Origin of the sequence: Streptomyces sp. NPDC059895, assembly GCF_042731035.1 — a bacterium.
Classification (GTDB): Bacteria; Actinomycetota; Actinomycetes; order Streptomycetales; family Streptomycetaceae; genus Streptomyces.
Map to the genome: position 1 here is coordinate 97,190 of NZ_JBHWKO010000011.1, position 14,976 is coordinate 112,165.

The window sequence follows — 14,976 nt, forward strand, 5'->3', positions numbered from 1 at the left end:
ACAGGCACAGGGACCGGCCCGGCGGCGTTCAGCGCAGTTCCGCGCGGAACGCCGCCGGAGTCGTGTCCGTGTGCTGGTGGAAGAACTTGGAGAAGTTCGCCGGGTCGGGGAAGCCCACCGCCGCGCCGACCCGGCCGATCGGCAGTTCGGTGTGGGCCAGCAGCCGCTTCGCCTCCAGCACGACCCGCTTGTCGATGAAGCCCTTGGGCGTCTCTCCGGTCGCGGCACGCACCGCCCGCACCAGGGTGCGGCGGGAGTAGCCGAGCGCGTCGGCGTAGGCGCTGACGCTGTGGTTGGTGGCGAAGCCGCGCTCCACGGCGTCCCGGAACAGGCTGAAGGTGGTGTCGGCCCGGTGGCGGGCCGCCTCCGCGGAGCTGGCCGCCAGGTGCGCCAGGCGCAGCAGGAACGCGGTCAGCGAGTGCCGCAGCACCGCGGTGTGCAGACTCGGGGGCAGGGTGGTGTCGTCCTCGTACTCGCGTCGCAGCTGGGCGAGGGCCGCGCGCAGGCCGTCCCACTGGGCCGTGTCGGGGTGGAGCAGGGGCGCCAGGTCGTAGCGGTACAGGCCGGTGGCCTCGACCGTGGCGCGGGGCAGGAAGCCGGGTTGCATGGTGAGGACGGTTCCGCGGTACTCGCTCGACTTCGAGAGGCGGTGGACCTGACCCGGGCGGATCCACAGCACGTCACCCGCCGCCGCCTCGTACTCGGTGAAGTCGACCATGTGGCGGACGGGACCATCGGTGAAGAGCAGTACGACGTGGAAGTCGATCCGGTGCACCCGGTCCAGGGGTACGTCGGCGTGCCAGGTGCGGCCGGTGCCCATCGGGCCGACCTGCATGCCCACACCGCCGACGCTGCGGTCGACCGGGAAGGGGAAGGTTCTGATCCCACCGCCGATCCCGCCGCCGTCCTCGACCGTTGTGTCCGCCATGTCCGTCCCGTGCCGCCTCGTCCGCGCCCCGGACCCACCGGGGTGTCCCACTTTCACCACAGCCTGACACACACGGACCTTCCTTGGAAAAAGTCAGACTTTTACTTTTGAACGCGTCAGACCAGCAGCTTCGCTCGGACCGAGGACTTCTTGAAGATGAGCACGCAGACACCGGACAGTTTCGAATGGACCGAACTCGACCGGCGTGCCGTCGACACCGCGCGCCTTCTGGCCGCGGATGCCGTGCAGAAGGTGGGCAACGGCCACCCCGGCACCGCCATGAGCCTGGCGCCCGCCGCGTACACGATCTTTCAGAAGGTGATGCGGCACGATCCCGCGGATCCCGAGTGGACGGGACGTGACCGCTTCGTCCTCTCCCCCGGCCACACCTCGCTGACCCTGTACACCCAGCTCCACCTGGCCGGCTACGAGCTGGAGCTGGACGACCTGAAGGCGTTCCGCACGCACGGGTCGAAGACGCCCGGTCACCCCGAGTACGGGCACACGGCCGGCGTCGAGACCACCACCGGCCCGCTGGGCCAGGGTCTGGCCAACGCCGTCGGCATGGCGATGGCCGCCCGCTACGAGCGCGGCCTGTTCGACCCGGACGCCGCCGAGGGCGAGTCGCCCTTCGACCACACCGTCTGGGCGATCGTCTCCGACGGCGACCTCCAGGAGGGCGTCTCCGCCGAGGCCTCCTCCCTCGCCGGCCACCAGCGGCTCGGCAACCTCGTCCTCCTCTACGACGACAACCACATCTCCATCGAGGGCGACACCGCGACCGCCTTCTCCGAGGACGTCCTCAAGCGGTACGAGGCCTACGGGTGGCACACCCAGCGCATCGAGCCCGCCGGGAACGGCGACATCGACGTCCACGCCCTGTACACGGCGCTGGAGGCGGCGCGGGCGGAGACCGGGCGGCCCTCCATCATCGGCATGCGCACGATCATCGCCTGGCCGGCCCCGAACGCGCGGAACACCGAGGCCTCCCACGGCTCCGCGCTCGGCGAGGACGAGGTCGCCGCCACCAAGCGCGTCCTCGGCTTCGACCCGGAGAAGACCTTCGAGGTCGCCGACGAGGTCCTCGCCCACACCCGGGCCGCCCTCGACCGGGGCGCCGAGGCGCACGCCGCCTGGGACAAGCGGGTCGCCGCCTGGCGCGACGCCCAGCCGCAGCGGGCGGAGCTGTTCGACCGGGTCGTCGCGGGCCGGCTCCCGGAGGGCTGGGAGGAGACGCTGCCGGTCTTCGAGCCCGGCAGGTCGGTCGCCACCCGCGCGGCCTCCGGGAAGGTGCTCCAGGCGCTCGGCGCGGTGATCCCCGAGCTGTGGGGCGGCTCCGCCGACCTGGCCGGCTCCAACAACACCACCATCGACAAGACGTCGTCCTTCCTCCCCGCGGGCAACCCGCTGCCGGAGGCGGACCCCTACGGCCGTACCGTCCACTTCGGCATCCGCGAGTTCGCGATGGCCGCGGAGATGAACGGCATCGCCCTGCACGGCAACACCCGCGTCTACGGCGGCACCTTCCTCGTCTTCTCCGACTACATGCGCAACGCGGTCCGCATGTCCGCGCTGATGCAGCTGCCGGTGACCTACGTGTGGACCCACGACTCCATCGGCCTGGGCGAGGACGGCCCCACCCACCAGCCCGTCGAACACCTCGCCTCCCTGCGCGCCATCCCCGGCCTGAACGTGGTCCGCCCGGCCGACGCCAACGAGACCGCGATCGCCTGGGCCGAGATCCTCCGCCGCCACTCCACCAAGCCCGCCCCGCACGGCCTCGCGCTGACCCGGCAGGGCGTGCCGACGTACGCGCCGAACGAGGACGCGGCACGCGGCGGCTACGTGCTGGCCGAGTCCTCGACGGCCACCCCGGACGTCGTCCTGATCGCCACCGGCTCCGAGGTCCGGCTCGCCGTGGCCGCCCGGGAACTGCTGGAGGCCGAGGGGATCGGCACACGGGTGGTGTCGATGCCGTCCGTGGAGTGGTTCGAGGAGCAGCCGGCCGCCTACCGCGACAGCGTCCTTCCGCCGTCGGTGAAGGCCCGCGTCGCCGTCGAGGCGGGCATCGCCCTGACGTGGTACCGCTTCGTGGGGGACGCGGGACGCATCGTCTCCCTCGACCACTTCGGCGCCTCCGCCGACGCCGGGACCCTGTTCGCCGAGTACGGCTTCACCGCCGAGAACGTCGCCGCAGCAGCCACGGAATCACTGGCCGCCGCGCGTGGTTGATCCGATCGCCAGAAAGAAGATGATCATTGTGACCGAAGCATCCGCCTCCGCGGGAGCACTCAAGCGCCTCTCCGACGAAGGCGTGTCGATCTGGCTGGACGACCTGTCGCGCAAGCGGATCACGTCCGGCAACCTCGCCGGACTCGTCGCCGGCCGGCACGTCGTGGGCGTCACCACCAACCCGTCCATCTTCCAGGCCGCCATCGGCTCCGGTGAGGGCTACGAGGAGCAGCTCGCCGAGCTGGCGGAGCGGGGCGTCACGGTCGACGAGGCCGTACGGATGATGACGACCGCCGACGTGCGGGCGGCCGCCGACGTCCTGCGTCCGGTGCACACCGCCACGGGCGGCCGGGACGGCCGGGTCTCCATCGAGGTCGACCCCCGCCTCGCCCACCGCACGGCGGCCACGATCGCCGAGGCCAAGCAGCTCGCCTGGCTCGTCGACCGCCCCAACGTCATGATCAAGATCCCGGCGACGAAGGCCGGACTCCCGGCGATCACCGAGGTCGTCGGGCTCGGCATCAGCGTCAACGTCACGCTGATCTTCTCGCTGGAGCGCTACCGCGAGGTGATGGACGCCTACCTGGCCGGTCTGGAGAAGGCGCAGGCGGCGGGCCGGGACCTGTCGGCGATCCACTCCGTCGCCTCCTTCTTCGTCTCCCGCGTCGATGCCGAGATCGACAAGCGTCTGACCGTCCTCGGCACCGACGCCGCCCTGGCGCTGAAGGGACGGGCGGCGCTCGCCAACGCCCGCCTCGCCTACGCGGCGTACGAGGAGGTCTTCGCGGGCGACCGCTGGACGGCCCTCGCCGGAGCCAGGGCCAACAAGCAGCGTCCGCTGTGGGCGTCCACCGGGGTGAAGGACCCGGCGTACAAGGACACTCTGTACGTCGACGATTTGGTCGCACCGGGCACCGTGAACACCATGCCGGAGGCCACCCTCGACGCCGTCGCCGACCACGGCGCGATCACCGGCGACACGGTGACGGGCGGCTACGCCCAGGCCCGCGCCGACCTCGCCGCGGTGGAGGCGCTCGGCATCTCCTACGACGAGGTCGTCACCCGGTTGGAGGACGAGGGTGTCGCCAAGTTCGAGGCCGCGTGGCAGGACCTCCTGGACGCGGTCACGAAGTCGCTGAACAGCAAGGGAGTTGACGCGGAATGAGCACGGCACCCACCGCCGGTACCTGGGTGAACGCACTGCGGGACCCTCGCGACCGGCGCCTGCCCCGGATCGCCGGACCGTCCGGGCTCGTCATCTTCGGCGTGACCGGCGACCTGTCCCGCAAGAAGCTGATGCCGGCCGTCTACGACCTCGCCAACCGGGGTCTGCTGCCGCCGGGCTTCTCGCTCGTCGGCTTCGCCCGCCGCGACTGGGCGGACCAGGACTTCGCGCAGGTCGTCCACGACGCGGTGCGCGAGCACGCGCGGACGCCGTTCCGCGAGGAGGTCTGGCAGCAGCTCGCCGAGGGCATGCGGTTCGTCCCCGGCGACTTCGACGACGACACGGCGTTCAAGCAGCTGCGCGACGCGGTCGAGGAACTGAACGCCTCCCGCGGCACCGGCGGCAACTTCGCCTTCTACCTGTCCGTGCCGCCGAAGTTCTTCCCGAAGGTCGTCGAGCAGCTGAAGAAGCACGGCCTGGCCAACGCGCCCGAGGGCTCGTGGCGGCGGGCGGTCATCGAGAAGCCGTTCGGCCACGACCTGGCGAGCGCCCGGGAGCTGAACGCGATCGTGCACGACGTGTTCGAGCCCGACCAGGTGTTCCGCATCGACCACTACCTGGGCAAGGAGACCGTCCAGAACATCCTGGCGCTGCGCTTCGCCAACCAGATGTTCGAGCCGATCTGGAACCGCTCGTACGTGGACCACGTGCAGATCACGATGGCCGAGGACATCGGCATCGGCGGCCGCGCGGGCTACTACGACGGCATCGGTTCGGCCCGTGACGTCATCCAGAACCACCTGCTCCAGCTGATGGCGCTCACCGCGATGGAGGAGCCCGCCTCCTTCGACGCGGACTCGCTGCTCACCGAGAAGCTGAAGGTCCTCAAGGCCGTGAAGCTCCCGGACGACCTCGGCGAGCACACCGTGCGGGCGCAGTACGCGGGCGCCTGGCAGGGCGGCGAGAAGGTGCGCGGCTACCTGGAGGAGGACGGTATCGACCCCGCCTCCACGACGGACACGTACGCGGCCGTCCGGCTGAACGTCGACAACCGCCGCTGGGCGGGCGTCCCCTACTACCTGCGCACCGGCAAGCGCCTGGGCCGCCGGGTCACCGAGATCGCGGTGGTCTTCCAGCGGGCGCCGCACTCCCCGTTCGACACGACGGCCACCGAGGAACTCGGCCAGAACGCCATCGTGATCCGCGTCCAGCCCGACGAGGGCGTCACGGTCCGCTTCGGCTCCAAGGTGCCGGGCACCTCCATGGAGATCCGGGACGTGACGATGGACTTCGCGTACGGCGAGTCCTTCACGGAGTCCAGCCCCGAGGCGTACGAACGCCTCATCCTGGACGTGCTGCTCGGCGACGCCAACCTGTTCCCGCGCCACCAGGAGGTGGAGGAGTCCTGGAAGATCCTCGACCCGATCGAGGACCACTGGGGCACGCACGGCAGGCCGGCCACGTACCCGGCGGGCAGCTGGGGCCCCGAGGAAGCCGACGAGATGCTCGCACGAGACGGACGGAGCTGGCGCAGGCCATGAAGATCGACCTGACCGACACCACGGCAAGCAAGATCAACAAGGCGCTGGTGCAGGGCCGCCGCGCCATCGGCACACCGGCCGTGGGCATGGTCCTGACGATGGTCATCGTCACGGACGAGGAGAACGCCTACGACGCCTACAAGGCGGCCGAGGAGGCCTCGCACGAGCACCCCTCGCGCACCCTGGTCGTCATCAAGCGGCACGCCCGCACCCCGCGGGAGCGCACGCAGTCGCGGCTGGACGCCGAGGTGCGGGTGGGCTCCGAGGCCGGCACCGGCGAGACGGTCATCCTGCGGACCTACGGCGAGGTGTCCGACCACGCCGACTCCGTCGTCCTGCCGCTGCTGCTCCCCGACGCGCCGGTCGTCGTGTGGTGGCCGGTGGACGCGCCCGAGAACCCCGCCAAGGACCCCCTCGGCGCGCTGGCCCAGCGCCGGATCACCGACATGTACGCCGTGGAGCGGCCGCTGGCCGCGCTGGAGGTCCGGCGGGAGTCCTACGCGCCCGGCGACACCGACCTCGCGTGGACCCGGCTGACGCCCTGGCGGTCGATGCTGGCGGCGGCCCTGGACCAGGCGCGGCTGCCGATCACCTCGGGGGCCGTCGAGAGCGAGGCCGAGAACCCGAGCGCTGAGCTGCTCGCCCGCTGGCTGGAGGCGCGCCTGGGCGTCCCGGTCGAGCGGGTCGAGACGGCGGGCCCGGTCGTCACCGCCGTACGGCTCGGCACCGACAACGGCGAGATCGTCATCGACCGCCCCGAGGGCCCGCTGGCCACGCTGACCCTGCCCGGCCAGCCGTCGCGCACCCTGGCGCTGAAGGTCCGCTCCACCTCCGAACTGATCGCCGAGGAGCTCAGGCGCCTCGACGCGGACGAGATGTACGCCGTCGCCCTGCGCGGCGAGGGCACCAAGGAGAACGGCTGAGATGTCCGACACCCCCCGGCTCACCCGACGGCCCGAGTGGGCCGCCCTGGAGGACCACCGCGCCCAGGGGCTGCCGCACCTGCGCGAGCTGTTCGCGGCGGATCCCGGGCGCGCGGAACGGTACGTCGCGCGCGTCGGTGACCTGCGCATCGACTACTCCAAGAACCTGATCACCGACGAGACCCTCGCCCTGCTGCGGGAACTGGCCGCCGCCACCGGTGTGTTCGGGCTGCGGGACGCCATGTTCCGCGGTGAGCGGATCAACACCACCGAGCGGCGGGCCGTGCTGCACACCGCGTTGCGGGCCCCGCGGGACGCGGTGATCGAGGTCGACGGCGAGAACGTCGTGCCCGCGGTGCACGCCGTCCTGGACAAGATGGCGGACTTCGCCGACCGGGTCCGCTCCGGTGCCTGGACCGGGCACACCGGCCGGCGCATCCGCACCGTGGTCAACATCGGCATCGGCGGTTCCGACCTGGGCCCGGCGATGGCCTACGAGGTGCTGCGCGCCTACACCGACCGCTCACTCACCTTCCGGTTCGTCTCCAACGTGGACGGCGCCGACCTGCACGAGGCCGTCCACGACCTGGACCCGGCCGAGACGCTGTTCATCGTCGCGTCCAAGACGTTCACCACCATCGAGACCATCACCAACGCCACCTCGGCCCGCACCTGGCTGCTGGACGGACTCGGCGACGGGGGCACCTCCCGCTCGAGCGAAGCCGAGAGTGGGGGAGAGAAGGCGGTCGCGAAGCACTTCGTGGCGCTGTCGACGAACGCGGAGAAGGTCACCGGGTTCGGCATCGACCCGGACAACATGTTCGAGTTCTGGGACTGGGTCGGCGGCCGCTACTCCTACGACTCCGCGATCGGCCTCTCCCTGATGATCGCGATCGGCCCGGAGCGGTTCCGGGAGATGCTGGACGGCTTCCACACCGTCGACGAGCACTTCCGCACCGCGCCCGCCGAGGCCAACGCCCCGCTGCTGCTGGGTCTGCTGGGCGTCTGGTACGGCAACTTCCACGACGCCCAGGCGCACGCGGTCCTGCCGTACTCGCACTACCTGTCGAAGTTCACCGCCTACCTCCAGCAGCTGGACATGGAGTCCAACGGCAAGTCGGTGGACCGCGACGGCCTTCCCGTGGAGTGGCAGACCGGCCCCGTCGTGTGGGGCACCCCGGGCACCAACGGGCAGCACGCCTACTACCAGTTGATCCACCAGGGCACCAAGCTGATCCCGGCCGACTTCATCGGCTTCGCCCGCCCCGTGGACGAGCTGAGCGACGGGCTCAAGGCGCAGCACGACCTGCTGATGGCCAACTTCTTCGCCCAGACCCAGGCCCTCGCCTTCGGCAAGACCCCCGAGGAGGTGCGCGCCGAGGGCGTGCCCGAGGAACTGGTCGCCCACAAGACCTTCCGCGGCGGCCACCCCACCACCACCATCCTCGCCACCGAGCTGACCCCCTCGGTGCTCGGCCAGCTCGTCGCCCTCTACGAGCACAAGGTGTTCGTGCAGGGCGCCCTCTGGAACATCGACTCCTTCGACCAGTGGGGCGTCGAACTCGGCAAGGTCCTCGCCAAGCGCATCGAACCCGCCCTCACCGAGGGCGCGGACGTCCCCGGTCTCGACCCCTCCACCGCCGCCCTCGTGGCCGCCTACCGCGAACTGAAGGAAGTGCACTGACATGCAGCTGGGTCTGATCGGTCTCGGCAAGATGGGCGGCAACATGCGCCGGCGTCTGCGCAACGCCGGCCACACCGTCGTCGGCTACGACCGCAACCCCGACGTGTCCGACGTGAGCAGCCTCGCCGAACTCGTCGAGCGGCTCGAAGCGCCCCGCGCGGTCTGGGTGATGGTCCCGGCCGGCCCCGCCACCCAGTCCGTCGTCGACGAGCTCGGCGGCCTGCTCTCGGCCGGCGACACCGTCGTCGACGGCGGCAACTCCCGCTGGACCGACGACGAGAAGCACGCCGCCGAACTCGGCGCCAAGGGCATCGGCTTCGTCGACGCGGGCGTCTCCGGCGGCGTGTGGGGCCTGCAGAACGGCTACGCCCTGATGGTCGGCGGCGACAAGGAGCACGTCGACCGCCTCCAGCCGGTCTTCGAGGCGCTCAAGCCGGAGGGCCCCTACGGCTACGTCCACGCCGGCAAGGTCGGCGCCGGGCACTTCTCGAAGATGGTCCACAACGGCATCGAGTACGCCATGATGCAGGCCTACGCCGAGGGCTGGGAGCTGCTGGAGAAGGTCGACTCGGTCACCGACGTGCGCGAGGTGTTCCGCTCCTGGCAGGAGGGCACGGTCATCCGTTCCTGGCTGCTGGACCTGGCGGTCAACGCCCTCGACGAGGACGAGCACCTGGACAAGCTGCGCGGCTTCGCCCAGGACTCCGGCGAGGGCCGCTGGACCGTCGAGGCCGCCATCGACAACGCCGTACCGCTCCCGGCGATCACCGCCTCGCTGTTCGCGCGGTTCGCCTCCCGCCAGGAGGACTCGCCGCAGATGAAGATGATCGCGGCGCTGCGCAACCAGTTCGGCGGCCACGCGGTCGAGTCGGCGAAGGGCGAGTAGCGCCGCCGTGGGGGATCTCCTGCTGGTCCGCCACGGGGAGACGGAGTGGAGCCTGTCGGGACAGCACACCAGCTGGACCGACCTGCCCCTCACCGCACACGGCGAGGAACAGGCCAAGTCCCTCGCTCCGCTCCTCTCCGGCCGGACCTTCTCGCTCGCCCTGACCAGCCCGCTGCACCGCGCGGTCCGCACCGCCGACCTGGCGGGCGTCACCGGGGCCGTACCCGACGCCGGCCTGCACGAATGGGACTACGGGGGCTACGAGGGCATCACCACCGCCGAGATACACCGCACCCGCCCCGCCTGGGACCTGTGGACCGACGGCGTGCCGCCCGGCCCGCACGGCCACCCCGGCGAGAGCCCCGAGGAGATCGGGCGGCGCGCCGACCGGGTGCTGGCCCGGGTGGACCGGGCACTGGCCCGCGGGGAGGGTGACGCCGTCCTCGTCGCCCACGCCCACTTCCTGCGGGTCCTGACGGCCCGCCGGCTGGGCCTGCCGCCCGCCGAGGGCCGGCTCTTCCAGCTGGCCACGGGCACGGTGAGCCGGCTGTCCACCGAGCACGGGCGGCCCGTGATCGCCGAATGGAACGTCCGCGCATAGCCGGTTGACACCGGCCGAGAGGGCCCGCCAGAGTCGCGGCTGATGGAGATCAACGATCTGACACCGGCCGAACGGCGCGTCTGGCGGGCCTTCGCCACGGGGACGACCGTGGACTTCCGCGACGACGGCGAACAGGCGTTGCGCGCGGTGGTGTTGCGCGCCCTCCTGCTCAACGGGCCGGCGGAACCGGGAGAAGTGGCCGCCCTCAAGGTCAGGGGGGCCTTCGTCACCGGTCCGCTGGACCTGCGGTACGCCGCGATCGGCAGCGTCGTCCACCTCACCCACAGCCGCTTCGACCACGCCCCGGACATCGTCGGCGCCCATCTGCGGTACATCAGCCTGCGCGACTCCGAGATGCCCGGCCTGTCGATGACACGGGCCCGGATCGACGGCAGCCTGCGGCTGACGCGCTGCCGGTTCGGCGGGCCGGTGCGTCTGGACGGGGCACAGATCTCCGGGGCGCTCTTCCTGGAGCGGGCCGAGCTCACCGCCACCGCCCCCGGCCTGCCCGCGCTCCATCTCCACCAGATCGGCGTCGACGACGACCTGTGCGCCCGCGGCCTGCGCGCGCAGGGGCTGGTCCGGCTCGACGGCGCCACCGTCGCCGGCTCGCTCGACCTGGAGGACGCCGAGCTGAACAACCCCGGCGCGCACGCGCTGAACGCCGAGTCCCTCGAAGTGGGAACCAATCTGCTGGCCCGGCGGCTGCGCGCCCGGGGCAGGATCGAACTGCGCGGCGCCCGCATACCCGGCCGGGTGGATCTGTTGCAGGCGTCCCTCTCCCACCCCGGGAACACCGCCCTGCGCGCCAGCAGCTGTGCGATCGGCGAGTTCTGGCTGCGCGGCGGCCCCCAGGTCGAAGGCCGGCTCAACCTGCGGCGCGCCGAGATCAACCAGCTCGACCTGGAACCGGAGATGCTCCCCGAGGAGGTGCGCCTGCTCGACCTCACCTACACCTTCCTCACCCCGCACGAGCCCGCCGAGCGCCGGCTGCCGATGCTGGAGCGCGACGACGGCGGGTTCGACCCGCACGGCTACGAGCAGCTCACCGCGGCCTACCGCAGGACCGGCGACGACCGGGCGGCCCGGCTGGTCCAGCTCGCCAAGCAGCGCCGGCACCGTTCGACGCTCCCCTGGTACGGGCGGCTGTGGGGCCACCTCCAGGACGCGGCCGTCGGCTACGGCTTCCGCCCGCTGCGCGCCGCCGGCTGGCTGCTGTCGCTGCTCGCGATCGGCTCGGTGGCCTTCGCGCTGGAGCACCCCCGCGCGCTCAAGGCGTCCGAGGCACCCGACTTCCACCCGGTCTTCTACACCCTCGACCTGCTGCTGCCCGTCATCTCCTTCGGGCAGGAGTCCGCGTTCGCCCCGTCCGGCCTCCACCAGACGCTGGCGTACGTCCTCGTCGTCACCGGCTGGATCCTGGCCACGACGGTCGTCGCGGGCGTGACGAGGACCGTCAGCCGGCAGTGACCGTCGGCCGGCGGTGACCGTCAGCCGGCGGTGACGATCAGCCGGCGGTGACGGACCCGCCGCGGGCCGGGGCCGGCCGCGGCACCCGGCTCCCCCGCACGCTCGCGCTCCCCTTCCCGGCGGGGGGCCGCCCGCCGTCGGCCCGGCTCACTCGCGGGCCGGTGCACTTGCGGGCCGGCTCACTCGCGGGCCGGCTCACTTGCGGGCCGGGACCGCGCCGGCCAGCTCGGCGATGTCCGCGAGCATCCGGGCGCTGTCGGGCTCCCGGCCGGTGAAGAGGCGGAAGGCGTCCACCGCCTGGAAGACGGCCATGCCGCCGCCGTCGAGGGTGGCGCAGCCCAGGTCCCGCGCGGTGCGCAGCAGCTCGGTCTCCAGGGGCCGGTAGACGACCTCGGCCACCCACAGGCCGGGGCCCAGCAGATCGGCGGAGAGCGGCAGACCGGGGTGGGCGGCCATGCCGGTGGGCGTGGCGTGCACCAGGCCGCCGACGCCGTCGGCGTCCGCGAGGAGCCCGGGGAGGCGGTCCGGCGTGGCGGCCGCGGCCCGGCCCTCCCCGAAGTGCCCGTTCAGCGAGTCGGCGAGGGCCGCGGCCCGCTCGGGCAGGGCGTCCACCACGGTCACCCGGCCGGCGCCGAGGGTGAGCGTGGCGTGCGCGACGGCCGCGCCCGCGCCGCCCGCGCCGAGCTGCACCACCCGTTCCAGCGGGGCGTCGGGCAGTCCGCGGGCGAAGGAGGCGGCGAAGCCGGTGACGTCCGTGTTGTGGCCGACGGCCCGGCCGTCCTCCTCGAAGACCACGGTGTTGACCGCGCCCAGCGCCTCCGCCTGCGGCGCGAGGCCGTCGAGGTGCGGGATGACGAGCTGCTTGCACGGGTGGGTGATGTTCAGCCCGTCGAAGCCGAGATCGCGCGCGGACCGCACCAGGTCGCCGACGGCCTCCGGCGGCACGCCGACGACGTCGATGTCGATCAGCCGGTACAGGTAGCGCAGGCCCTGGCGCCCGGCCTCCCGCTCGTGCAGCGCCGGGCTGAGCGAGGGACCGATGCCGGAACCGATGAGTCCGACGAGATACGAGTCCTTGGTCACGCGGACCTCCTGAACCGAAAACCGAACCGAGCTCTCCTGAGCGAACCGAGCTCTAATGTACGAACTAGTACGTTAGCTATATCAGCCGAACGGGTCCACGGGAAGAGCCCGCCGGCCCGTCCCCCGGCTGCTTCTACAATCACCGGCACTGGCCCTACGCCCGGAGGCACCCGATGACCAGCGTCGACGAACCGGTACGACCGGGCGGACGGATCCGCGACGCCGCCCGCACCCGGGCGGAGATCCTCGACGTGGCCACCCGGGAGTTCGCCCGGGCCGGGTACGCCGGTGCCCGCGTCGACGACATCGCCGCCCGCACCCGCACCACGAAGCGGATGATCTACTACTACTTCGGCGGCAAGGACCAGCTGTTCACCGCCGTCCTGGAACGGGCCTACGGCGTGATCCGCGAGGCCGAGCAGGAGCTCGACGTCGAGCACCTCGACCCGGTGGCGGCCATCCGCCGGCTGGCGGAGGTCACCTTCGACCACCATGAGCAGCACCCCGACTTCATCCGCCTGGTCAGCATCGAGAACATCCACGAGGCCGAGCACATCGCCGCCTCCGAGAAACTCGGCAGGATCAGCTCCCCCGCGCTCGACGTCATCCGCCGCATCCTGGCCGCCGGCCAGGAGTCCGGCCTGTTCACCGCCGACGTCGACGCCGTCGACCTGCACGCGATGATCAGCTCGTTCTGCTTCTTCCGGGTGGCCAACCGGCACACCTTCGGCGCCCTGTTCGGGCGGGACCTGGTCGACCCGGCGCAGCGCGAGCACTACCGGACCATGCTCGGCGACATGGTGATCGCGTATCTGACGGCGGAGCGCACCGCGGACTGAACGCGGTGGGCGCGACCTCTTGACACCGGGGAAACACGGGCGCAACATCCCTAGCCAACCGCTATTAACTATCCAGTGCGTTAACAAGCCGGGTCGCACCCGGCCGAGCCGTCCCGACACCCCAGGGATCCGGTCGCCCCCGCCTTCCTCGTTGTCGCCCACTCCGCCTACGGTGGAGTCCCCAGAAGGAGCACGCCGTGTCCGTCCCCGCCGCACCCCACGACGCCGCCCCGCCCGGTCAGCCGAAAAAAGCCGCCACCGCCGCCTGGATCGGCAGCGCACTGGAGTACTACGACTTCTTCATCTACGGCAGCGCGGCGGCGCTGATCTTCCCGGAGATCTTCTTCGACGAGTCCGACCCGGCCACCGCGACCCTGCTGTCGCTGGCCACCTTCGGCGTCGCCTACGCGGCCCGCCCGGTCGGAGCGCTCTTCCTCGGCCACTACGGTGACCGCATGGGCCGCAAGAAGATCATGGTCTTCACGCTCATCCTCATGGGCGTCTCCACGTTCCTCATCGGCTGTCTGCCCACCCGCGACCAGGTCGGCACCCTCGCCCCGGTCCTGCTGGTGCTGTGCCGGGTCCTCCAGGGCATCTCCGCGGCCGGCGAACAGGCCAGCGCCAACTCCATGACGCTGGAACACGCCCCACCGAACCGGCGCGGGTTCTTCACCAGCTTCACCCTCAGCGGCACGCAGGGCGGCCAGCTCCTGGCCACGCTGGTCTTCCTCCCCGTCGCCGCGCTCCCCGAGGAGCAGCTGATGTCGTGGGGCTGGCGGGTGCCGTTCTGGATGAGCATCGCGGTCGCCGTCGTCGGCTACGTCATCCGCCGCAAGCTGGAGGAGACCCCGGCCTTCGCCCAGCAGGCGGACAGCGAGGGCGTCGCCAAGCTGCCGCTGGCCGTGCTGATGCGCGAGCACTGGGCGGACGTGCTGCGGGTGATCGCGGGCGCGCTCGTCGCATCGGTCTCCACGATCTTCACCGTGTGGGCGCTGGCGTACGCCACCGGCGACTCGGTCGGGATGAGCCGCTCCTCCATGCTGTGGGTGGGCGCGCTGGCCAACGTGGCCGCGCTCGCCGCGATCCCGCTGTGGGCGTCCCTGTCCGACCGCATCGGCCGCCGCCCGGTCTTCCTGCTCGGCGCCGCGGGCAGCGCCGTGGCGATGTTCCTCTACCTGTGGGCGATCTCCACGGGCTCCTACCCGCTGACCCTGGTCCTCGGCATCGTCGCCTTCGGCATCGTCTACAGCGCCGCGAACGGCGTGTGGCCCGCGTTCTACGGCGAGATGTTCGCGACCCGCGTCCGGCTGTCCGGCATGGCGGTCGGCACCCAGATCGGCTTCGCCGTGGCCGGTTTCGCGGTCACGTTCGCCGCGCAGATCGCCGGCCCCGACGGTGACGACTGGATGGCGGTGGCGCTGTTCACGGCGGCCCTGTGCGTGCCGCCGGTGATCGCGGCCCTGTCGGCGCGCGAGACCGCGAAGGTGCCGACGGAGCAGCTGGGCGAGCGCGCCCACCGGGAGGCGGCCGAGCGGGAGACCGTGACGGCCTGACCCCGGACCCGCGAACGGGACGGCCCGCGCCGCGAGCGGACCCGCCCGGACCACCCGAGCCCACCGGGCCG

At 71.9% G+C, this 14,976-nt stretch carries 12 protein-coding genes; 10 read left to right on the forward strand and 2 right to left on the reverse strand.

The features are described 5' to 3' along the window. Window positions 1-28: 28 nt before the first annotated feature. Window positions 29-928, reverse strand: a complete 900-nt coding sequence (locus ACFV9M_RS15650) for a helix-turn-helix domain-containing protein (protein ID WP_385075507.1) — start codon at window positions 926-928, stop codon at window positions 29-31. 156 nt (window positions 929-1,084) lie between these two features. Between ACFV9M_RS15650 and tkt the strand changes: the two genes are divergently transcribed. From tkt to ACFV9M_RS15690, 8 genes are read left to right on the forward strand one after another with little or no spacing between them, the layout of a single operon-like run. Beyond that, entirely contained in the window at window positions 1,085-3,160 is a 2,076-nt protein-coding gene (gene tkt, locus ACFV9M_RS15655; RefSeq protein WP_385075510.1) for a transketolase, read from the forward strand. Between the two features lie 19 nt (window positions 3,161-3,179). Beyond that, window positions 3,180-4,325: a transaldolase gene (gene tal, locus ACFV9M_RS15660; RefSeq protein WP_385075512.1), complete on the forward strand. Its 1,146-nt coding sequence runs from the start codon at window positions 3,180-3,182 to the stop codon at window positions 4,323-4,325. Further along, window positions 4,322-5,866 carry a glucose-6-phosphate dehydrogenase gene (gene zwf / locus ACFV9M_RS15665; RefSeq protein ID WP_385075514.1) on the forward strand — a complete coding sequence of 515 codons (1,545 nt, stop codon included), beginning with the start codon at window positions 4,322-4,324 and terminating at the stop codon, window positions 5,864-5,866. Before tal ends, zwf begins: the two co-directional genes overlap by 4 nt. Beyond that, window positions 5,863-6,789 (forward strand): glucose-6-phosphate dehydrogenase assembly protein OpcA, encoded by a 927-nt coding sequence (gene opcA, locus ACFV9M_RS15670; protein ID WP_385075516.1) that lies wholly within the window; start codon window positions 5,863-5,865, stop codon window positions 6,787-6,789. Before zwf ends, opcA begins: the two co-directional genes overlap by 4 nt. A 1-nt stretch (window position 6,790) precedes the next feature. Next, window positions 6,791-8,473 carry a glucose-6-phosphate isomerase gene (pgi, locus tag ACFV9M_RS15675; RefSeq protein ID WP_385075519.1) on the forward strand — a complete coding sequence of 561 codons (1,683 nt, stop codon included), beginning with the start codon at window positions 6,791-6,793 and terminating at the stop codon, window positions 8,471-8,473. Window position 8,474: 1 nt separating this feature from the next. Beyond that, window positions 8,475-9,359 carry a phosphogluconate dehydrogenase (NAD(+)-dependent, decarboxylating) gene (gnd, locus tag ACFV9M_RS15680; RefSeq protein WP_385075521.1) on the forward strand — a complete coding sequence of 295 codons (885 nt, stop codon included), beginning with the start codon at window positions 8,475-8,477 and terminating at the stop codon, window positions 9,357-9,359. A gap of 7 nt (window positions 9,360-9,366) precedes the next feature. Beyond that, window positions 9,367-9,960, forward strand: coding sequence for a histidine phosphatase family protein (locus tag ACFV9M_RS15685; protein WP_385075524.1), 594 nt, complete (start codon window positions 9,367-9,369; stop codon window positions 9,958-9,960). A gap of 42 nt (window positions 9,961-10,002) precedes the next feature. Beyond that, a complete protein-coding gene (locus ACFV9M_RS15690) occupies window positions 10,003-11,430 on the forward strand; it encodes a membrane-associated oxidoreductase (RefSeq protein ID WP_385075527.1) in 1,428 nt (475 codons plus the stop codon). 195 nt (window positions 11,431-11,625) lie between these two features. Here the strand turns inward: ACFV9M_RS15690 and ACFV9M_RS15695 are convergent, their stop codons facing one another. After that, the gene (locus tag ACFV9M_RS15695; protein WP_385075529.1) at window positions 11,626-12,513 is read right to left on the reverse strand and encodes a shikimate dehydrogenase; all 888 of its coding nucleotides are present in this window, start codon (window positions 12,511-12,513) and stop codon (window positions 11,626-11,628) included. 173 nt (window positions 12,514-12,686) lie between these two features. On the opposite strand from ACFV9M_RS15695, the gene ACFV9M_RS15700 reads away from it, so the two are divergent. Both ACFV9M_RS15700 and ACFV9M_RS15705 read left to right on the forward strand, forming a co-directional pair. After that, complete coding sequence (locus tag ACFV9M_RS15700) at window positions 12,687-13,352, forward strand: TetR family transcriptional regulator (protein WP_385075532.1); 666 nt, start codon at window positions 12,687-12,689, stop codon at window positions 13,350-13,352. A 197-nt stretch (window positions 13,353-13,549) separates the two neighbouring features. After that, a complete protein-coding gene (locus tag ACFV9M_RS15705) occupies window positions 13,550-14,905 on the forward strand; it encodes an MFS transporter (protein ID WP_385075535.1) in 1,356 nt (451 codons plus the stop codon). The last annotated feature ends 71 nt before the right edge of the window (window positions 14,906-14,976 follow it).